This window comes from Pseudomonas sp. MH10, assembly GCF_034353045.1.
In the GTDB taxonomy this organism is placed as follows: domain Bacteria; phylum Pseudomonadota; class Gammaproteobacteria; order Pseudomonadales; family Pseudomonadaceae; genus Aquipseudomonas.
Genome location: NZ_CP133783.1, coordinates 467,548 through 486,715, shown reverse-complemented (window position 1 = coordinate 486,715; position 19,168 = coordinate 467,548). Strand labels below are relative to the sequence as shown.

General features: G+C 55.6%; 19 protein-coding genes. 14 read left to right on the top strand and 5 right to left on the bottom strand.

Annotated features, from left to right (window positions below):
- The first annotated feature begins 140 nt into the window (after positions 1 to 140).
- The 8 genes from xylA to RHM59_RS02210 all read left to right on the top strand — a co-directional run bounded on the left by xylA (position 141) and on the right by RHM59_RS02210 (position 8,027).
- Positions 141 to 1,457, top strand: a complete 1,317-nt coding sequence (xylA, locus tag RHM59_RS02245; protein ID WP_322164876.1) for a xylose isomerase — start codon at positions 141 to 143, stop codon at positions 1,455 to 1,457.
- A 69-nt stretch (positions 1,458 to 1,526) separates the two neighbouring features.
- The gene (gene xylF / locus RHM59_RS02240) at positions 1,527 to 2,528 is read left to right on the top strand and encodes a D-xylose ABC transporter substrate-binding protein (RefSeq protein ID WP_322285864.1); all 1,002 of its coding nucleotides are present in this window, start codon (positions 1,527 to 1,529) and stop codon (positions 2,526 to 2,528) included.
- A gap of 159 nt (positions 2,529 to 2,687) precedes the next feature.
- Positions 2,688 to 4,247 (top strand): D-xylose ABC transporter ATP-binding protein, encoded by a 1,560-nt coding sequence (gene xylG, locus RHM59_RS02235; protein ID WP_322164878.1) that lies wholly within the window; start codon positions 2,688 to 2,690, stop codon positions 4,245 to 4,247.
- Positions 4,244 to 5,380, top strand: coding sequence for a sugar ABC transporter permease (locus RHM59_RS02230; protein ID WP_322164879.1), 1,137 nt, complete (start codon positions 4,244 to 4,246; stop codon positions 5,378 to 5,380). The genes xylG and RHM59_RS02230 overlap by 4 nt, the downstream gene beginning before the upstream one ends.
- A 15-nt stretch (positions 5,381 to 5,395) precedes the next feature.
- The gene (locus tag RHM59_RS02225; protein ID WP_322164880.1) at positions 5,396 to 5,662 is read left to right on the top strand and encodes a hypothetical protein; all 267 of its coding nucleotides are present in this window, start codon (positions 5,396 to 5,398) and stop codon (positions 5,660 to 5,662) included.
- Between the two features lie 412 nt (positions 5,663 to 6,074).
- Positions 6,075 to 6,446 (top strand): MerR family transcriptional regulator, encoded by a 372-nt coding sequence (locus RHM59_RS02220; protein ID WP_322285863.1) that lies wholly within the window; start codon positions 6,075 to 6,077, stop codon positions 6,444 to 6,446.
- A 61-nt stretch (positions 6,447 to 6,507) separates the two neighbouring features.
- Positions 6,508 to 7,359 carry a CAP domain-containing protein gene (locus RHM59_RS02215; RefSeq protein WP_322285862.1) on the top strand — a complete coding sequence of 284 codons (852 nt, stop codon included), beginning with the start codon at positions 6,508 to 6,510 and terminating at the stop codon, positions 7,357 to 7,359.
- 545 nt (positions 7,360 to 7,904) lie between these two features.
- Positions 7,905 to 8,027 (top strand): hypothetical protein, encoded by a 123-nt coding sequence (locus tag RHM59_RS02210; RefSeq protein ID WP_322285861.1) that lies wholly within the window; start codon positions 7,905 to 7,907, stop codon positions 8,025 to 8,027.
- A 74-nt stretch (positions 8,028 to 8,101) separates the two neighbouring features.
- Here RHM59_RS02210 and katG read toward each other — a convergent pair whose 3' ends face one another.
- Entirely contained in the window at positions 8,102 to 10,372 is a 2,271-nt protein-coding gene (gene katG / locus RHM59_RS02205; RefSeq protein WP_322285860.1) for a catalase/peroxidase HPI, read from the bottom strand.
- A gap of 388 nt (positions 10,373 to 10,760) precedes the next feature.
- Here katG and RHM59_RS02200 point away from each other — a divergent pair, with 388 nt between their 5' ends.
- A complete protein-coding gene (locus tag RHM59_RS02200; protein WP_322285859.1) occupies positions 10,761 to 11,171 on the top strand; it encodes an ester cyclase in 411 nt (136 codons plus the stop codon).
- A gap of 67 nt (positions 11,172 to 11,238) precedes the next feature.
- Entirely contained in the window at positions 11,239 to 11,673 is a 435-nt protein-coding gene (locus tag RHM59_RS02195; RefSeq protein WP_322285858.1) for a GNAT family N-acetyltransferase, read from the top strand.
- Between the two features lie 81 nt (positions 11,674 to 11,754).
- Here RHM59_RS02195 and RHM59_RS02190 read toward each other — a convergent pair whose 3' ends face one another.
- On the bottom strand, positions 11,755 to 12,642 hold the full coding sequence (locus RHM59_RS02190; protein WP_322285857.1) for a serine hydrolase domain-containing protein: 888 nt from the start codon (positions 12,640 to 12,642) through the stop codon (positions 11,755 to 11,757).
- A 244-nt stretch (positions 12,643 to 12,886) separates the two neighbouring features.
- On the opposite strand from RHM59_RS02190, the gene RHM59_RS02185 reads away from it, so the two are divergent.
- On the top strand, positions 12,887 to 13,483 hold the full coding sequence (locus tag RHM59_RS02185) for a hypothetical protein (protein ID WP_322285856.1): 597 nt from the start codon (positions 12,887 to 12,889) through the stop codon (positions 13,481 to 13,483).
- A 131-nt stretch (positions 13,484 to 13,614) separates the two neighbouring features.
- On the opposite strand, the gene RHM59_RS02180 is transcribed toward RHM59_RS02185, so the two are convergent.
- Together RHM59_RS02180 and RHM59_RS02175 are read right to left on the bottom strand one after the other, a co-directional pair.
- Positions 13,615 to 15,570 (bottom strand): hypothetical protein, encoded by a 1,956-nt coding sequence (locus RHM59_RS02180; protein ID WP_322285855.1) that lies wholly within the window; start codon positions 15,568 to 15,570, stop codon positions 13,615 to 13,617.
- 537 nt (positions 15,571 to 16,107) lie between these two features.
- The gene (locus RHM59_RS02175; RefSeq protein ID WP_322285854.1) at positions 16,108 to 16,398 is read right to left on the bottom strand and encodes a DUF4124 domain-containing protein; all 291 of its coding nucleotides are present in this window, start codon (positions 16,396 to 16,398) and stop codon (positions 16,108 to 16,110) included.
- A 176-nt stretch (positions 16,399 to 16,574) separates the two neighbouring features.
- On the opposite strand from RHM59_RS02175, the gene RHM59_RS02170 reads away from it, so the two are divergent.
- The 3 genes from RHM59_RS02170 (at position 16,575) to RHM59_RS02160 (ending at position 18,202) form a co-directional block, all read left to right on the top strand.
- On the top strand, positions 16,575 to 17,234 hold the full coding sequence (locus RHM59_RS02170; RefSeq protein ID WP_322285853.1) for an aspartate/glutamate racemase family protein: 660 nt from the start codon (positions 16,575 to 16,577) through the stop codon (positions 17,232 to 17,234).
- Positions 17,231 to 17,929 (top strand): tRNA (adenine(22)-N(1))-methyltransferase, encoded by a 699-nt coding sequence (locus RHM59_RS02165; protein WP_322285852.1) that lies wholly within the window; start codon positions 17,231 to 17,233, stop codon positions 17,927 to 17,929. Before RHM59_RS02170 ends, RHM59_RS02165 begins: the two co-directional genes overlap by 4 nt.
- A 111-nt stretch (positions 17,930 to 18,040) precedes the next feature.
- Positions 18,041 to 18,202, top strand: coding sequence for a DUF2986 domain-containing protein (locus RHM59_RS02160; protein ID WP_322164895.1), 162 nt, complete (start codon positions 18,041 to 18,043; stop codon positions 18,200 to 18,202).
- A gap of 36 nt (positions 18,203 to 18,238) precedes the next feature.
- On the opposite strand, the gene RHM59_RS02155 is transcribed toward RHM59_RS02160, so the two are convergent.
- Positions 18,239 to 19,147: a LysR family transcriptional regulator gene (locus RHM59_RS02155; protein ID WP_322164896.1), complete on the bottom strand. Its 909-nt coding sequence runs from the start codon at positions 19,145 to 19,147 to the stop codon at positions 18,239 to 18,241.
- Between the last annotated feature and the right edge of the window lie 21 nt (positions 19,148 to 19,168).

Sequence of the window (19,168 nt, the reverse complement as noted above, 5' to 3'; positions counted from 1 at the left end):
CAGACTATGCCCACCCGCAGCCCGCCTCAATAACTAAAATCGAACCCCGGTTTGGTGATTTTCATAATCATCAGGCGCGGGGAGGTTGCTACGCTCGAAGTACGGTCATCTTCCTTCTAAAAACAACTAAGGAAATCGCAATGCCCTACTTTCCTGCGGTCGAAAAAATTCATTACGAAGGCCCAAATAGCGACTCCCCCCTCGCTTTTCGTCATTACGATGCCAACAAAATCGTCCTCGGCAAACCCATGCGCGAGCACCTGCGGATGGCGGCCTGCTACTGGCACAGCTTCGTCTGGCCCGGCAGCGACATGTTCGGCGTCGGCACCTTCAAACGCCCGTGGCAACAACCCGCCGACCCGATGCACATGGCCCGCGCCAAGTCCGAAGCGGCGTTTGAGTTCTTCTCCAAGTTGGGCATCGATTACTACAGCTTTCACGACACCGACGTCGCCCCCGAAGGTGCAAGCCTGAAAGAGTACCGCGAGAACTTCGCGCAGATGGTCGACCAGCTCGAACGTCATCAAGAAGAAACCGGCATTCAGTTGCTGTGGGGCACCGCCAACTGTTTCAGCAACCCACGCTTTGCCGCAGGTGCAGCGAGCAACCCAAACCCCGAAGTCTTTGCGTACGCGGCGGCCCAAGTGTTTAGCGCGATGAACGCCACGCTGCGACTCAAGGGCGCCAACTACGTGTTGTGGGGCGGTCGTGAAGGCTACGAGACCCTGCTCAACACCGACCTCAAGCGCGAGCGTGAGCAACTCGGGCGTTTCATGCGGATGGTGGTCGAGCATAAATACCAGATTGGTTTCACCGGCGACCTGCTGATCGAACCCAAACCGCAAGAGCCCACCAAGCATCAGTACGATTACGACAGCGCCACGGTGTTTGGCTTCCTTCATGAGTTCGGGCTGGAAAAAGAGATCAAGCTCAATATCGAGGCCAATCATGCAACCCTGGCCGGCCACAGTTTTCAGCACGAAATTGCCACAGCGGCATCCCTCGGCATCTTCGGCAGCATCGACGCCAACCGAGGCGATCCGCAGAACGGCTGGGACACCGACCAATTTCCAAACAGCGTCGAAGAAATGACCCTGGCCACCTACGAGATTCTCAAGGCCGGCGGATTCACCCGCGGTGGCTTCAACTTCGATTCCAAGCTGCGCCGCCAGAGCCTGGAAGAAGTCGATCTGTTTCACGGTCATGTCGCCGCAATGGATGTGCTCGCCCTAGCGTTAGAGCGTGCAGCGTCTATGATCCAGAACGACTTGATCGAACAATTCAAAACTCAACGCTACGCGGGCTGGAGTCAGCCGTTCGGTCGTGCCGTGCTTGCCGGGGATTTCAGCCTGGAAACCCTCGCTCAGCACGCGTTTAACAACGACCTGAACCCGCAACCGGTCAGCGGCCGCCAAGAGATGCTTGAAGGCGTCGTGAATCGTTTTATTTACCCTTAAATCAGCCGTTATCGGAGGACCTCGTTCCCGGTCTTGAAGTGCGTCTAAACAACAATAAGAGGACTCACCATGAAAAATTTTAAAACCGTCGTACTTGCCAGCGTTCTGGCCCTGCTCGCCAACTCGGCCATGGCCGACGCGGCCCACCCGAAAATCGGTTTCTCCATTGATGACTTGCGCCTTGAGCGCTGGGCGCGGGACCGTGACTACTTCACCGCAGCGGCCGAGCAGTTGGGCGCCAAGGTCTACGTGCAGTCTGCCGACGCCAACGAGCAACGGCAGATTTCCCAGATCGAAAACCTGATTTCGCGCGGCGTCGACGTGATCGTTATCGTGCCGTTCAATGCGACGGTGTTGAACAACGTGGTGGCCGAAGCGAAGAAGGCCGGGGTCAAGGTGCTGTCGTACGACCGGCTGATTCTGAACGCCGATATCGACGCCTATATTTCCTTCGATAACGAGAAGGTCGGCGAGATGCAGGCCAGTGGCGTGTTGAATGCTCAACCCAAAGGCAATTACTTCCTGCTCGGCGGCGCGCCTACCGATAACAACGCGAAAATCTTGCGCGAAGGCCAGATGAAAATCCTGCAACCGGCCATCGACAGGGGCGACATCAAGATTGTCGGGCAGCAATGGGTGAAAGAATGGAACCCGACGGAGGCGCTAAGCATCATCGAGAACGCCTTGACCGCCAATAACAACAAAATTGACGGCATCGTCGCCTCCAACGACGCCACCGCTGGCGGCGCTATTCAAGCCCTCGCCGCGCAGAAACTGGCCGGTAAAGTGCCGATCTCGGGTCAAGACGCCGACTTGGCCGCGATCAAACGGGTTGTCGCCGGGACCCAGACCATGACCGTCTACAAACCCCTGAAACTGCTCGCCTCCGAAGCCGCCAAACTCTCGGTGCAATTGGTGCGCAACGAGAAGCCCACCTACAACTCGCAATACGATAACGGCAGCAAAAAGGTCGACAGCATCCTCCTCAAACCGACCCCGCTGACCAAGGACAACATCAACGTGCTGATAGACGACGGGTTCTATACCAAAGCGCAGATCGCCGGGAGTTAAGCTGTTTGCGATAGAAATCTGTAGGACCAAATTCATTCGGGAAGGGTCAAGCGCAGCCATACATTTGTGTCGGATGTACCGGCCTTTTCCCGAATGAATTCGGTCCCCTAGGGGTCCGGCAGATTTGGTTGCCTTTTCGCTGCGCAATGAGTGCTCGCAATGTCCGACTATCTGCTGGAAATGAATGGCATCGTCAAAGCCTTCGGTGGCGTCCGGGCGCTGAATGGCATCGACATCAAGGTCAAGCCCGGCGAATGCGTGGGATTGTGCGGCGAAAACGGCGCGGGTAAATCGACGCTGATGAAAGTGTTGTCGGCGGTCTACCCCTACGGCAGTTGGGAAGGTGAAATCATCTGGGACGGCAAGCCGCTGACGGCGCACTCCATTGCCGAAACCGAAGCCGCCGGGATCGTCATCATCCACCAAGAGTTGACCTTGGTTCCCGACCTCTCGGTCGCGGAAAACATCTTCATGGGCCATGAACTGACCCTGCCGGGCGGACGAATGAACTACCCGGCCATGATGCACCGCGCTGAAGCCCTGATGCGTGAGCTGAAAGTGCCGGACATGAACGTCGCCCTGCCGGTCTCGCAATACGGCGGCGGTTATCAGCAACTGGTGGAAATCGCCAAAGCGCTGAACAAGAAGGCTCGGTTGCTGATCCTCGACGAACCCTCGTCTTCGTTGACCCGTTCGGAGATCGACGTGCTGCTGGACATCATCCGTGGCCTCAAAGCCAAGGGCGTCGCTTGCGTTTACATCTCGCACAAGCTCGACGAAGTGTCGGCGATCTGCGACACCGTTTCAGTGATTCGCGACGGCAAACACATCGCTACCACGTCCATGGCCGACATGGACGTCACCCGGATCATCACGCAAATGGTCGGCCGCGAAATCAGCAACCTCTACCCCACCGAGCCGCACGCAGTCGGCGAGGTGTTGTTCGAAGCCCGACACATCACCTGTTACGACGTGGACAACCCCAGGCGCAAACGGGTTGACGATATATCGTTCTCCCTGCGCCGTGGGGAAATCCTCGGCATCGCCGGATTGGTCGGAGCAGGCCGCACGGAATTGGTCTCCGCATTGTTCGGCTCCTATCCCGGTCGATTTGAAGGCGAGGTCTGGCTGGACGGCAAGAGAATCGACACCCGCACCCCGCAAAAGTCGATTCACGCCGGCCTGGGCATGGTGCCTGAAGACCGCAAGCGTCAAGGCATCGTGCCAGACCTGGCCGTCGGGCAAAACATCACGCTGGCGGTGCTGGACACCTTCTCCCGGCTGACCCGAATCGACGCCGAGGCCGAGCTGGGCAGCGTCCATCAGGAAATCGCCCGCATGCACCTGAAAACCGCCAACCCTTTTCTGCCGATCACCAGCCTGTCGGGCGGCAATCAACAAAAAGCGGTACTGGCCAAAATGCTGCTGACCAAGCCCCGAGTGCTAATTCTCGACGAACCCACGCGCGGGGTCGATGTGGGTGCCAAATACGAGATCTACAAATTGATGGGGGTGCTGGCGGCCGAAGGGGTGTCGATCATCATGGTCTCGTCGGAGTTGGCCGAAGTGCTGGGCGTGTCCGACCGCGTGTTGGTGATTGGCGACGGCCAGTTGCGTGGCGACTTCATCAACCAGGAATTGACTCAGGAGCGGGTGCTCGCTGCCGCGCTCAGCCAGCCGATCGGCACGCCACTATTGAGCGGAAATCCGTCTAAATGAATCAGCTCAAACAGCTGTTTACCCGCTACAAAATGCTCGCCCTATTGATCGCTGTGGTGATTATCTGGCTGTTCTTCAGTTGGCAGACCGAAGGCGGTTTCATCACGCCACGCAACCTGTCGAACCTGCTTCGGCAAATGTCCATCACCGGGATACTCGCCTGCGGCATGGTGCTGGTGATCATCAGTGGCGAGATCGATTTGTCGGTGGGTTCGATGCTGGGCCTGCTCGGCGGCGTGGCAGCGATTCTCGATGTGGTTTATCACCTGCCGCTACCGCTTAACCTCGCCATCGTTGCGGTCTGCGGGCTGTTGATCGGCCTTGGCAATGGCTACATGACCGCGTACCTGCGCATCCCCTCCTTCATCGTCGGGCTGGGCGGCATGCTGGCGTTTCGTGGTGTGCTGCTGGGGATCACCGGCGGTACTACGATTGCACCGGTCTCGGCCGATTTGGTCTACATCGGCCAAGGCTATCTGCCGCCGCTGGTCGGGGTGGTTCTCGGCGTGCTGCTGTTCGGCCTGACGTTGTTCCTGACCTGGCGCCAACGCCACAACCGCGCGCTGCACGGGTTGTCGGTGCCCTCCATGCTGCGCGACACCCTGCGCGTGGTGCTGATCGGCGCGGTGTTGGCAGGTTTTGTCTACACCCTCAACAGCTACGACGGCATTCCGGTTCCGGTGCTGCTCCTGCTGACCTTGCTCGGCGTGTTCAGCTATGTGACCAGCCAGACGGTGTTCGGGCGGCGGATCTATTCAGTCGGCAGCAACATGGAAGCCACGCGGCTGTCCGGCATCAACGTGCAAGCCATCAAGCTCTGGATTTTCGGGATCATGGGGGTGATGTGCGCCCTCGCCGGCCTGGTTAACACTGCACGGCTGGCGGCGGGCTCACCCTCCGCCGGGAACATGGGCGAACTGGACGCCATCGCCGCGTGCTTCATCGGCGGCACCTCCATGCGCGGTGGTTCAGGCACGGTGTACGGCGCCCTGCTCGGCGCCCTGGTCATCACCAGCCTCGACAACGGCATGTCGATGCTCGATGTCGACAGCTACTGGCAGATGATCGTCAAAGGCAGCATTTTGGTGCTGGCGGTGTGGGTGGACGTGAGTACGCGTGGGAGTCGGCGTTAGGTGACGATTCGGCGCGTGCACCGGCAAACTCTGGGCCACGGCAAATACCAATTCCATGACGGTGAACGCCAGGATCAACACGCTTGCACCTTGGCTTACGGCATACAGTTGCCACAGCGCAAAAAGCCCCCTCGCGCAGGCATCGTAGCGTCCAACCCGCTGACTGGCGTGGCGCAATCGCCACACCGACCAGACCACCACGATGCTGCCGAGCAAATTGGCAAACAACATCGCAGTGCTGTCGATTACTGGAATCGCTCGTTCCAATCCCAATTGAGCTGACAAGCCCGTGAGCCCACCCAACAGCAAGGTGGCCGTCCAGGGGCTCATAAAACCCGCCGTGGCAACCAGGTCATACCCAGCGCTGGCCCGCACAATTTTCAGATTCAGTCTTGAGTCGATCATCGCGTTCCCTCATTGTCAGAGCCATCAGCCTAAAGCCTTGACCTAGGTCCAGAGTCAAGCGCAGTAACGCGAACCTCTGTAGGAGATGCCGCCGCAATTGTAGGGGCGCGCTTGACCGCGATGGGCTGCGCAGCCGTCGTAAAACCAGGCAGCTGGGTTGTTGCAGTTGGCTGGGCATTTGGGACCGCTTCGGTCGAGCACGACCCCGGGCCCATCGCGGGCAAGCGCGCTCCTACAATTTAAATATCTAAATTCAACTGGTTATGTCGTGTTTGATGAGAGCATTTCCATGAGAGAAACGATGAAAATAGGCGAAGTGGCAAAACTCACCGGTGTCAGCCCGGACGCTCTGCGATTTTACGAAGACAAGGGCCTTATCCAATCGACACGCAGTGCCAACGGTTATCGCTGCTATACCGCAGAGGCGGTGCAATTGGTCGACTACATAAAACTGGCGCAGCAACTGGGTTTTTCTCTCGCTGAAATTGGCGAAAACCTACCTGAACTCTGGTCTTCAACCACCGCATCGGCTGAACTGTTGGCCGCTATTTTTGTGGAAAAAATTCAGATCATTGATCAGCGAATCATTCAGATGCAGGTGCTTAGAGCGGCCTTGGCTGAACGAGCAAAACAGGTATGTCCGTTGCTGCGGCTGCCATAGCTCTGGCAGCACTCGAGTAATATCGCGCATGATGGCCGCAGTCATATCAAGGGAGAGTTTTATGCGCGTCGTATTGTCCGTTATCCATCTTGTTGTGTTGTCGCTAGGCCTTTTTTCTGCCGCTTCGGCGATGGCGACCGAGGAAACCCAACTGGTTGACTCCATCAACGCCTACCGCAGCCAACCGCAGCGTTGCGCTGAAGGGGTGTCCCACGAGTTGCCACCGTTAACGGCGGATCCGCGTCTGATCCTTCCCGCCACAGGTAATACGGACTTGAAACAAGCGATGGCAAGTGCGGCGTACCCCATGGTCCACGTGCAGGCCATCACGTTGTCTGGGCCGCGCGATGCACAGACCGCTCTGCAGATGGTGCAAGAGAGCTTCTGCAAAGTGGTGTTGGACCCACAATACGTTGATATCGGTGTCAGCCGAGAGGGACGTGATTGGCGCATTGTGCTGGCGCGTCCGCTGTTGACTGCCCGCCTAGGCACTTCCCAAGCGGAAGGCCAGAAACTCCTCGTCATGCTCAATGCTGCCCGCGCCCAGCCGCGCCAATGCGGCACGCAGTCCTTTGCCGCCACGGCGCCGCTGACCTGGAACGCCATGCTGGCCACCGCGACGGATACCCACTCCCGAGACATGGCCAACAACAACTACTTCGGTCACAAAGACCGCGATGACCACACACCGGGTGATCGAGCCGAACTGGCAGGCTACATCGGCCGTGAAATCGGCGAAAACATTGCCGCCGGGCAAGACTCCGGCCGCAAAGTGGTGGATGGCTGGCTCACCAGTCCAGGCCACTGCGCCAACGTAATGAACCCACAATTTCGTGAGCTGGGCGCAGCCTATGCAGTAGATCCAAAGAGCGATGCGGGGATTTACTGGACCGCGATGTTTGGGGTGCAGTAAATCTGTGGAGCCAACTTGTTGGCGAGAAGTGTGGAAGCCTGAAACGCCGCCTCGCCAACAAGTTGGCTCCTACAAAGTTCGAGGTTGCAGCGTGTCAGGGCTGACGCCTTCCCGAATAAATTCGGTCCCACAGATGTTGGCGCTGCACAGATTTTTGTAGGATCTGCCGAAGGCTGCGATAAAAGTTCTCGGCATCTACCCTTTCGTGTCTACCGAAGCCTCTGTGGGAGCAGGCTTGCCTGCGAAGAGGCCGGTCATCGCGCCGCTGATGTCGACTTGAAACTTGGGTCGCCTGTATTGCTGCTTTCGTTGGCAAGCCAACTCCCACAGAGGCTTTGGCAGACACGGAATAGTAGGCACTGAACATCTGATCGTGCTTCAGAAATACGCGCTGTCTACCAAATGCCAACAAGTTGGCTCACAGATTGGGGGATAGCGACTTCAACCATCATTCCCATCGATGAACACCATGGACACAGACACTTTCTGGTTTGAAGCCTCGCCAGTAACAATGGCGCCATCCAAACCTGACCGGGACTACGACCATGATCTTCCACGCCATCAATGTTGTATTGCTCAGCGCCATGACGCTTTACGTCGTTAACGCCGTCTACTCGATGATTGACCTGGTTCGCGCTGCGACAGTTGATACTGATTTCGGCGTTTGAATGGCCTCAAAAACCACAACGCCTCCACACGGGAGGCGTTGCAGGTTTTCAGAGGCAACAGTCCAACGCAGGTTTCACGCTAGATCGAAGCGGTCCAGGTTCATCACTTTGGTCCAGGCGGCTACGAAGTCCTTAACGAACTTCTCTTGCGCATCCGCGCTGGCGTAGACCTCAGCCAAGGCCCGCAGTTGGGCGTGTGAACCGAAGACCAGATCGACCCGAGTGCCGGTCCACTTGACCGCGCCGGTCTTGCGATCGCGTGCTTCGAACGTATCCTTGGCGTCCGAGACCGCGTTCCACGCCACGCCCATGTCGAGCAGATTGACGAAGAAGTCGTTGGTCAACGTCTCCGGCCGCTGGGTAAAAACCCCGTGGCGAGTTTGGCCGACGTTGGTGTTCAACACACGCAGGCCGCCGACGAGCACTGTCATTTCTGGTGCCGTCAGGGTCAGCAACTGCGCCTTGTCAACCAACAACGCCTCAGCCGATACATTGTATTGACCCTTAGCGTAGTTACGGAAACCATCAGCGATAGGCTCGAGAAAAGCCGAAGACTCCACGTCCGTCTGCTCCTGTGAAGCATCCATGCGTCCCGGCGCAAAAGGCACTGTGACGGCGTGACCGGCATTTTTCGCGGCTTGTTCGATCCCAGCACCACCGGCCAACACAATCAGGTCGGCCAGCGAGATCTTCTTACCCCCCGCCTGCGCACTGTTGAACTCGCCCTGAATACCTTCGAGGATATTGAGCACGTTCGCCAACTGCTCCGGTTGGTTGGCCTGCCAATACTTCTGCGGAACCAGACGCAGGCGTCCGCCGTTGGCGCCACCCCGTTTGTCAGAACCACGAAAGGTCGAGGCTGCTGCCCAAGCGGTCGAGACCAGTTGCGAGACCGACAGGCCCGAGGCCAGGACTTTGCTCTTGAGCGCCGCGATGTCAGCTTCTTCTACCAGCGGATGATCGACCTCTGGAATCGGGTCTTGCCAGAGCAGCTCTTCAGCCGGCATTTCCGGGCCGAGGTAACGCGCGAGCGGCCCCATGTCACGGTGGGTCAGCTTGAACCACGCGCGGGCGAAGGCATCCGTTAGCTGCTCAGGATTCTCCAGAAAGCGCCGTGAGATTTTTTCATAAGCCGGGTCGAAGCGCAGGGCGAGGTCCGAGGTCAACATGGACGGGGCGCGACGCTTGGACGGGTCGTGGGCATCGGGAACAGTGTTGGCACCACCGCCATCTTTAGGCGTCCACTGATGGGCGCCCGCCGGGCTTTTCGTCAGCTCCCATTCGAAGCCGAACAGGTTCTCCAGGTACTGATTGCTCCACTTGGTGGGCGTGGAGGTCCAGGTCACTTCCAGACCGCTGGTGATCGTGTCACCGCCTTTGCCGGTGCCGAAGCTGTTCTTCCAGCCAAAGCCTTGGTCTTCAAGGTCAGCGGCTTCGGGCTCAGCCCCTACGTTGGTGGCAGGCCCGGCGCCGTGGGTCTTGCCGAAGGCGTGGCCGCCAGCGATCAGGGCCACGGTTTCCTCGTCGTTCATCGCCATGCGACCGAACGTCTCGCGAATGTCCTTCCCTGACGCCACCGGGTCCGGGTTGCCCTCGGGACCTTCCGGGTTCACATAGATCAGGCCCATCTGCACGGCGGCGAGCGGATTTTCCAAGTTGCGACCTTGGCTGTCGGTCCGGCTTTCTTCAACAGGATGCATCTCCGGCTCGGCAACCAACACCCCTTCGCCCGGCTCCTGCATTGCCTTGGTATTGCCGTAGCGACTGTCACCGCCCAACCAGGTGGTTTCAGAACCCCAGTACACGTCTTCTTCCGGCTCCCAGACATCCTCGCGCCCACCGGAGTAACCGAAGGTTTTGAAGTCCATGGACTCCAGGGCGACGTTGCCCGTGAGAATGATCAGGTCAGCCCAGGAAATTTTACGGCCATATTTTTGCTTGATCGGCCAAATCAGCCGACGCGCTTTGTCGAGGCTGACGTTGTCTGGCCAGCTATTGAGCGGCGCAAAACGCTGCTGGCCAGCACCCGCGCCACCACGGCCATCAGCCGTGCGGTAAGTCCCGGCACTGTGCCAGGCCATGCGAATGAAAAAAGGTCCGTAGTGACCAAAGTCAGCAGGCCACCATTCTTGAGAGTCGGTCATCAGCGCTCGCAGGTCATTCTTGACCGCGGCCAAGTCGAGGCTCTTGAATTCTTCGGCGTAGTTGAAGCCCTCCCCCATGGGATCAGACAAGGACGAATGCTGGTGCAGGATCTTCAAATTGAGTTGGTTAGGCCACCAGTCCCGATTCGTGGTGCCACCACCGGCGGCTTGGTTGAATGGGCATTTCGATTCAGTTGACATGTTTGATCTACCTTTGTCGTTTTCATCGGCTCACGAAGCGTTGAGCATCTCCCTATCAGTTTCAGCGGGCCGGCTTACGCCGACGCTAGGTCAAGACTAGACCCCTTCCGGGAGAGTTCTAATAGAGAGAGCATAGGCGCTCGATAGGTATTCTCTGTTACCAACGAAGAAACCCGCGTGCAAAAAATGCATAACTTATTGAATGACAAAGATTACCTGCAGGAGCGCGCTTGCCCACGATGAACCGAGAAGCGGTCCCAATAGCCGCTCGACAATTTGACCTCAGAGATCAGGCATCATTCCCTACAAAAAACCAAGCAACCCTATGCCGACGGCGCTCGTGATCAACTATTTTCAAACGTGTCCGATGAAAACCAAGGTGACAGCCATGACCAAAACCGACCTTCCCAGCCTGTACCGTGGCTACATCGCCTGCCTGAACGAGCAAAACTGGCCAGCGCTCGACACCTTTGTGCATGAGGACGTGTACTACAACGATCGCCGTATCGGACTCATCGGCTACCGCGAAATGCTGGAAAGAGACTTCGATCAAATCCCGGACCTGCATTTCAACATCCAGCTGCTGATTGCCGAATCGGACTACATAGCCGCTCGCCTAAACTTCGTGTGTACCCCAAAAGCTCTATTTCTCGGCCTGCCGGTGAACGGAAAGAAAGTGTTCTTCACCGAAAACGTCTTCTACCGATTCAATGGCGAAAAGATCGAACAGGTCTGGTCGGTCATCGACAAAGCGGCTATCGAAGCGCAGCTAGTGGGTAACGACGATTATTCCCGCTGACCTGCGGCGCGCTCAAGGGATCTGCTAGGCTGCCGAGCCCCACCGCCGACAAAGCCAGGCTCAAACCATGTTCACGCTGCGCGTCATGACCCTAGACGATTACGACTCGGTCATCGCCCTCATGCGCTCCACTCCGGGCGTCACCTTCCGCGATGCCGACTCCCGTGAATCGACCTCACGCTATCTAGAACGAAACCCCGGAATGAGCTTCATCGCCGAAGACGGAACGGTCCTCTGCGGCTGCATCATGTCCGGCCACGATGGCCGCCGAGGGTACTTACAGCACTTGGTCGTCTCGCCCGAATATCGACGACAAGGAATCGCCAATGCGCTGGTGGAGCGCTGCCTTTCCACGCTTGAGGAACACGGAATACTTAAATGCCATCTCGACGTAATCAAGACCAATACGGCAGCGGCTGATTATTGGAACAGTCAGGGTTGGCAGTTGCGGACTGATATTGACCGGTATTCGTTTTCGCGGTTGGGGGGTGGGAATGTTTGAGTGAGCTGTTGTTGTTTCGCGTTATAAATGCGCATTGTTATCGACGAACCTAGCTTTCACTTGAAGTGATCTTTATCGCCGCTAGCACGTTGTCTGGACAGCAGCCAAAAGCCGCCTCGATGCCTCCGCTTCGACGGTCCCTTCGTCATTGCCTTCACTGAACACTGAACAGGTAGCTGTGCTTGTTCCATTTGAACAGTGATACACCGCAATAACCCCGCCCGGCCCCGCGCCGGTATGCCCGATGAGAGTCTGGCCAGTATTCACGCCGCCAATCATAAGACCGAGACCATAGCCTGGAGTAATCCAGGGCCGTCCTGACATCGGTCCGCCGAGCACGATTGCATCTAGCATCTCGTTCTGCAAAAAAGATGAGAGGAATGACCCATTCAGCAGTTGGTCCAGCAGAACAGACGTTTGATTAAGTGGGCCGACCAACAGACCGTGGTAGACCCAACCGGGGTGATAAGTCGACGCAGAGCCGAGATAGACACCCAGCAAATCCTCTGGCGTTTTTGCTAGCCGTACGTTGGACAAACCGAAGGGCGAAAACACGCGCTCAACTAAGGCATCGCCAAGGCCAAGCCCCGTCGCTCGCTCAATGAGTCTTCCCACGAACATATAACCCACGTTGGAATACTGCCAGCCAGCGCCTGGCGCGTAACGCAACTGGGAGGCATCGAGACGCTGCATCATTTCTTCCGCTGACCACGGGACGTCGCCGTCGGCAACCGCCGCGTGGTATTCCTTCAGCTCTCCATAGTCAGCCAGCCCCGCTTGGTGCTTGAGCAGTTGCCGCAGAGTAAATTGACCCTCCGGCAAAGACGCATCCAGCTCAATCAAACCGTCTCGAACCAATGAAAGCGCCGCTACGGCAAGCACTGTTTTGGTAAAGCTCCACCAAGGGACGATGACCTCGGATTGATCAGACTCCAGCGGCTTACCGTTTAATAGTGTGGAGGAAAGCATTGTTGGGATGCTCTGTATGAGACTGAAAGATCAGCGCTGGAGTAGGCCGGATGATGGGGCGGCGGGCAAGGGTTGCCTTTCGGGATAGGGCAGATTTCGGCCATAAGCGGACGCTCGCTTTGCACCGATTTCAGTGGATGCGGATAGAAAAGCCGAGGAACCGGTCAGCGCCACTTGTGATTATCAGACGCCAGATGCTTACTGAGTCTGAGCCCACCACCGACAACGTAAAGAGAACTCACCCATGAGCGATGATTTGATCCGTCTTTACGACGTCCCACTCTCTGACAAGGAGGCGATACTCATCGGCAGGATCATTGCTCTATGGGGGGCGCTTGAGTCCGAGGTATTTGAGCAAACACTTGCAACCTTCGACGTGCAAGACGGAGAGGGGTTACCAAATGCAATGAACAACCTCAGCTTCCTCAAGGTACTGGAGTTGTGGAAAGCTCGGGTTGCTGACGTAGCAGATGGGGAACGTGCATTAGTGTTGAAGCATCAGTTCGGCAGAATCACCCACCTGCACGATTCAAGAAACGCTCTGATTCATGGCATGTGGACGTGGTCTATGGCCGAACCAGAGAAAATAAGCACCACGCGAGTGTCTAAAAAGCAGGTCATAACCATGCACTTCCCAGCAGGAAGCTTGGCAGACTTCCACAACGAGCTTGGCGTCATCAACTTCAAGATCAGATATCCGGACGGAGTGGAGGATCTAGCACGCGAGATAGCGGATGAAGACGGCTTCATAAGTCGTAGGGCTATGTGCATGCTTACCGACAATCCTGCCGCCGATGGCTGGTTCCTACGCCGTAGAGTGCTGATAGACAAACTCGACTGACATTGGCCTGCTACGCTTCTGATTTCCTCGAGCGGATTCGAAGTCATGCCCGCCCCTTCGGGTTGATAGCGGTCGGTTGCCAGCGACCGCTTCGCTGTGAAAAGTTCAGATTGCCGGAAATTTCAATCCTGTTAATTTGTGAAGTAGTTCAAGATTCGAGTTGCAATCCAATCCTTCATTGCATGATTGACTTTTCTTATATCAAGCCCAAAAGTCCAGCTTAAGATCCCCCATGCGGCAGCGATGAGTATTATTGCGGTAGTCAGTGCCGGAGGTAGGGACGCATTCTTAATATAGTCGGGGAGCAGGTCTGCGGGCAGAGCTTTTACACATGCGATAATTAATGAGGCAAGAAGTGCTAGGCAAAAAATGGAGGACAACGTAACTGCAATTCCACCTGCTAAGCTTTCAATTTTTTCTGTAAGAGCAGAGTGGCGCTTGGTCAAGTCTTTAGTGACTGAGCGCTCCGCGTTTAGTTGTTGGCTCGCTTCATCTTGGATGCGTGCCAATTCTTCATCTTTCTGCTTGCGCAAGCTTTCAATTGCTTGTTCAGATTTCTGAGTATATTTTCGCTTAATGCCTTCTACGATGTCGAAAACATCTTCTTCAGAAAAGTCTTCACCAACATCTACCGAGACGTCATGGACTGCACTCAGAAGATCAGAATCCCAGCGCACCAAGATGAAGTCTTCTTCTGATATATCACCCCGCTTGGTGATAGACTCCAAGCGCTCTAAGAAAGCGTCCCAGAATTTGTCATCAGTGTAGAGAAGACTATATGCAGTTGCTATTACTTGGTCAGTGGGTAGTTTGTTTGAGATGTCTGGATTTTTTAACCAGAACATAATGGTGAGCCACTGCTCGGAAACGACGACTGGAATGGCGCTGCGGTACTTTGCTCGGCTAAAAAAACCGTTGGCATATTTGGCAAGCCCAGTATTTCCAGTCACAAATACTGAGAATTGTTCACCCAAATCCTGAATGTGTCGGTTTTCACGCATGTTATGAACACGAGAGATGCAAATCGTATCGTGCTCTAGGTCTTTATTTTTGTGAAAATTTTCGGCAATTGCTTTTTCGAGGGCTACCTCATCGCATTGATATCTTTCTTTAGCCGAAAATCCATATTTTATCGTAATTCCTTTGTTTTCGATGGTTCGGCGCAAGGTTTTGATTTCGGTGTCCAGGCGGATTGCATCGTATCCTTGGGAGCGTAACAGTTCCAATGTTTTGGTGTTAAATCTTTGGAATGTATTTTTTTCGAAGTCGTGTTTCCAAGCTGATAATAGCCTCTCAATTTCATCGAGAGTTTTATCGAAAATACAAATATTGATCTTGAGTGACTTTAATAGCTCAATTAACTCTTCGTTAGCTTGTTTTTTTAGCGAGCCGTTGAATCCCAGTAGGCCGATAATAAGTGGGGAGTCTAAATATACCGAGATTTTATCGAAAGTTTTTTTATTGGTAAGCTTGTCTGCAAAATAAAGGTACTTCGCTAGGAGCATGCCTTTAACGCATCTACTGAAGTGCTCTAGCAGATGAGGCTCTTTGCGGTGAATGTGCCCGATGAATGAGGCAATAATGTGATCGGCGTTCTTTATGCTCTCATCAAGTTCCGCTTTGCTATAGGCTCTGCGGCTAACAGCGGCAGATACGTTATCCTCGATGAACTTGAATATCAAACCTTCGGCTTCGCTCAGGCTCAAATGTTTTTGAAAGCGATCTTGAGCGAATTCAATTAGTGATTTTTTCAAGCTGCTAAGGGAGATTTCAAGATCTTGCTTCTTTTCTTCGTAACCGTTTGACCACTCTTTGATTTTTTCTGCCCGAGGAATAAATGCATGGTTTTCTCGGATAAGTAGTCCTTTATTTTTGGCTCTGCTAACTAATACTTTTATAGCCGATAGCGGAGGCCGAAAACCGAATAGTTCGGACAGCTTCGATTGGATGTCAATGATCTCTACTGTGGGCTTACCGATTTGTTGAATAGTGACTGCGATAAAGGGAAGGAATAGATCTATTTCATCCTTGAATTTTTCGGACTTTAACGTTTCTAGGAGGGCGAGGTTGATTAAGGGGCTTTCCATACCGATATCCGCTCAAGCTGAATCTTATATTTCCTGGCTTTGGTGCAGGACGTTTTTGGAGTTCCATAACGCGGCAGTTCCCACGGTGCAACAAATGGAAATGTACTACGGATGTCATTTGGCTATCAATGCATTACTCGCATCAAAGCCAGGCTGACGCTCCAAGCGAGGGGGTAATTTATCCCTCAATCGCGATGCGACTTTTGGATGAGGATATTGTGTTTGGCATTGCTCAGGACTGGGTGGTCGACTGTAGCGCTGCTCGATACTGAGTCCGCCGCTCGGAAGGGATTTATCCCCCCTTTGCCTAATGTTGGGCAGGGAGGCTGTGACTACGGAGCGAATTAGCCGGATCCCGGCGAGGCCTGTCAGGGCGATGCGCCGGGAGATGTTTGCAAATGTGGGATTGCTATGCTGGCTCAGTGACCGCTTCTGGCCGAATCCTGCCATTGCTAACCGGCTCCTATGGGTCGAATTAGCCCGTCACCAGCGACCACAATGCACCGCTCTCAGACCAGATCCCAACAAACCTCTCTACTATTTCCGCTCCAACACCTCATTCAATTTCTCGTCATTCTCCATCAACACTTCCACCTTTTTAATCCGCTTAGCGTAGTCAGCCGCTGCGGCTTTGAGGACGGCTTCTTGCCGTTGAGACGTATATGACGTTGATGCATTCAGCGAGTCAACGCTACACGGTGTCTGCTGAAAAATGCTTTTGCCGTCTGGATTCGTGCATTTATAAACGGCTCCGGCGCTCGCAGTGCTTGCACCTGCCAAGAGCATTGCACACACGATGATTGGGAAAAGGGGGTTAGTTTTACTCACGCTGTACCTGTCGGTGGCTTAGGGCGTTTCAAAAATATCGCCGTGAACTCCATCCGCAGTGTAATCCAAGCCGGCGGGTTGAATGGTCTCTCATACCCTGTGGAGTCCAGGAAGCTGTTAGGGTGAAATGCGACCTGACAACAGCGTTCATAAACCTGAGAGAAAGAGATTGAGTGATGCGTATCACCTGCCTACACACGGCTGAGAGCAACATAGCGGTCTTTGACTTGGCCGCAAAGCTGCTGGGTATCGGGCCCGATGTTTTGCGGCATGAAGTTCGAGCGGACCTCTTGGCTGCGGCCGAGCGTGCCGGTGGACTGACGGCTGACCTATCGAATGCAACGCAACTAGTGCTGTTTTCACTCGCTCAGCACGCTGACGCCGTTGTGCTTACCTGTTCGACCTTGGGCCCCGCTATCGAAGGCATTGTAAATGCTCAGTCGCCGATTTTGAGAGTCGATGAAGCGCTGGCCTCGGCTGCCGTTCATGCCGGTTCTGCGGGTGGCAAAATCGTAGTCTTGTGCGCGGTCGAAACCACACTCGACCCCACCTCTCGTCTGTTCCTTCATGCTGCGCAGGGATCAAACGCATTGGTCGAGGTGCAGCTTGTTTCCGGCGCTTGGGCATTGTTCAAGTCTGGCGACCTTGGGGGATACTTAGCGGCCATTGCGAAAGCGGCAGACGCTGCCTATATCGACGGCGCGTCAGTAGTTGCACTGGCACAAGCATCAATGAGTGGGGCCGCTTCGCTTGTGACCGCTGGCCCACCCCCACTCACCAGCGCAACGGCAGGTTTGAGGGCCGCACTGGAAGTCGAAAAAAAGGACCGCAGTTGAACGAACACACTTTGTCCATGCGCCTGGAGCGTGTGGCGGCGAATGTGCCAGCGGGTGCGCGGCTGGCGGATATTGGCTCGGATCACGGCTATTTGCCGGTGGCGTTGATCCGCCGTGACGCGATCTCGACGGCGGTGGCCGGTGAGGTGGCGTTGACGCCGTTCCGCGCGGCCGAACGCACGGTGCGCGAGAGTGATCTGGAGCAGCGGATCACCGTGCGGTTGGCCAATGGCCTGGAGGCGATTGAGCCGGAAGACGGGATCACGGCGATCAGTATGTGCGGCATGGGCGGCGAGACGATTCGCGACATTCTTGACAGCGGCAAGGCGCGCTTGAGCGGCCAGGAACGGCTGATTCTGCAGCCCAACGGCGGCGAGCAGCCTTTGCGCCAATGGCTGATGGACAATGGCTACCGAATTCTCTGCGAGGAGGTGCTGCGAGAAAACCGCTTCGACTATGAAATCATCGTGGCTGAGCCCGCCTGCCCGGTGATGTACACCGCCGAGGAGTTGTACTTCGGCCCGCTGCAGATGCAGACGCGTAGCCCGGCGTTTTTGCTCAAGTGGCAGCGCATACTGCGTCAGAAGCAGAAGACCTTGACTCATTTCGCCAAGGCGCGGCAGGCCTTGTCCGAGGGCAAGGTGCAGGACGTCGCCCAACAGGCCCGTTGGATAACCGAACTGCTGGCGTGTTGAACGGTGCCGAGCGGCGATCAGACCAGGCACTAACCGCGTCGCAGCCTGACAAGCATCGGGGCAATAGTTAAGCTGATACCCTTCAAGCACTTACACGCTGAGCAGAACACTATGAATCGTCAAAAAAAACTACAGCAGTTATTCAAGGCCAAAGCTAAAAAGGCCAGTTCCAAATTGGCACCGTCAAATCGGTCTACCTACGTCAGTAAAGCTGACCGATTGAAATTGGCAGCTGAATCCAGTCTTGAGCCAATCATTGCCGCTGAGAGCTGATCTGTCTCTCTAGCACTAACGGCATTTATCGTCGGCTCATTGTTTTATCGTCGCCAACAGTTGGAGCACCTGTTGTTTCAACAGGGTGTTCAAACTCTCGAGGATATGGGGATTTGGCTCATTGGCCCTGGTCATCATGTACAAGGTTACTGGCAAGGGCGGTACCAGCTTGCGAATGGTTTTACGCTCTGGAGAGCCTTCCAACGCGGTAAATGGGTCGACGATTGCCAATCCCGCGCCAGACTCTACCAACGCACGCGCCAGGGAGTAGGTCTGAACCCTGATGGCAGTGCGCGGGGGTGGGTTGATGCCGGCGAGGTACAGGTCCAACTGGGCGAACAACGGGTCTGTGTGCGACAGCCCGATCAGGGGGGCATCGGCCAGCGCGTCAATCATCAATGGACGGTCGATTTCAGGCGATGGCCAGTAGTCCTTTGGGGCTAAAACCACCAAAAAGCTCTGGGCCACGGGGCGAACTTCGAGCCCTGGATGTTCCGGGTGCTGGAATGTCAGCGCAACATCGATCTCGCGCATGAATAAATTTTGCACCAGCTCATGGCTGTGCAGGCTGGCCAGTTCACACGACGTATCAGGAAAACGACGACACCACTCCCCTATCAGTGCGGGCAGCAGTGAAGAGGCCAAGGTCGGTGTCGCACCGATGCGCAATGTCTGCCCAGGCTCGCGACGCAAGCTCTCGGCCAATCGCCTCACGCCGTCAAGACTGACCGTGACCTTGCTTACCTCACGCTCCAGCGCCAAGGCTTCGGGGGTGATGACCAGTTTGCCTTTGATCCGCTGGAACAGCGCAAACCCCAACTGTGCTTCGGCGTGCTGAAGCACTTTGGTGACCGAAGGCTGGCTGACATGCAACAGCTGTGCAGCGCCACTGATGGAGCCGGCCTGGCGAATGGCTTGGAAAATTTCAATGTGTCTAAGTCGCATAACCAGCCCATAACCTTTGTC

Excerpts from the sequence above, each read along its gene's own strand:
- RHM59_RS02170 (WP_322285853.1), top strand. The coding sequence starts at position 16,575 with ATGCGTATCACCTGCCTACACACGGCTGAGAGCAACATAGCGGTCTTT.
- RHM59_RS02220 (WP_322285863.1), top strand. The coding sequence starts at position 6,075 with ATGAGAGAAACGATGAAAATAGGCGAAGTGGCAAAACTCACCGGTGTC.
- RHM59_RS02215 (WP_322285862.1), top strand. The coding sequence starts at position 6,508 with ATGCGCGTCGTATTGTCCGTTATCCATCTTGTTGTGTTGTCGCTAGGC.
- RHM59_RS02210 (WP_322285861.1), top strand. The coding sequence starts at position 7,905 with ATGATCTTCCACGCCATCAATGTTGTATTGCTCAGCGCCATGACGCTT.
- RHM59_RS02155 (WP_322164896.1), bottom strand. The coding sequence starts at position 19,147 with ATGCGACTTAGACACATTGAAATTTTCCAAGCCATTCGCCAGGCCGGC.
- RHM59_RS02190 (WP_322285857.1), bottom strand. The coding sequence starts at position 12,642 with ATGCTTTCCTCCACACTATTAAACGGTAAGCCGCTGGAGTCTGATCAA.
- RHM59_RS02195 (WP_322285858.1), top strand. The coding sequence starts at position 11,239 with ATGTTCACGCTGCGCGTCATGACCCTAGACGATTACGACTCGGTCATC.
- RHM59_RS02180 (WP_322285855.1), bottom strand. The coding sequence starts at position 15,570 with ATGGAAAGCCCCTTAATCAACCTCGCCCTCCTAGAAACGTTAAAGTCC.
- xylG (WP_322164878.1), top strand. The coding sequence starts at position 2,688 with ATGTCCGACTATCTGCTGGAAATGAATGGCATCGTCAAAGCCTTCGGT.
- RHM59_RS02160 (WP_322164895.1), top strand. The coding sequence starts at position 18,041 with ATGAATCGTCAAAAAAAACTACAGCAGTTATTCAAGGCCAAAGCTAAA.
- RHM59_RS02185 (WP_322285856.1), top strand. The coding sequence starts at position 12,887 with ATGAGCGATGATTTGATCCGTCTTTACGACGTCCCACTCTCTGACAAG.
- xylA (WP_322164876.1), top strand. The coding sequence starts at position 141 with ATGCCCTACTTTCCTGCGGTCGAAAAAATTCATTACGAAGGCCCAAAT.
- xylF (WP_322285864.1), top strand. The coding sequence starts at position 1,527 with ATGAAAAATTTTAAAACCGTCGTACTTGCCAGCGTTCTGGCCCTGCTC.
- RHM59_RS02200 (WP_322285859.1), top strand. The coding sequence starts at position 10,761 with ATGACCAAAACCGACCTTCCCAGCCTGTACCGTGGCTACATCGCCTGC.
- RHM59_RS02230 (WP_322164879.1), top strand. The coding sequence starts at position 4,244 with ATGAATCAGCTCAAACAGCTGTTTACCCGCTACAAAATGCTCGCCCTA.
- katG (WP_322285860.1), bottom strand. The coding sequence starts at position 10,372 with ATGTCAACTGAATCGAAATGCCCATTCAACCAAGCCGCCGGTGGTGGC.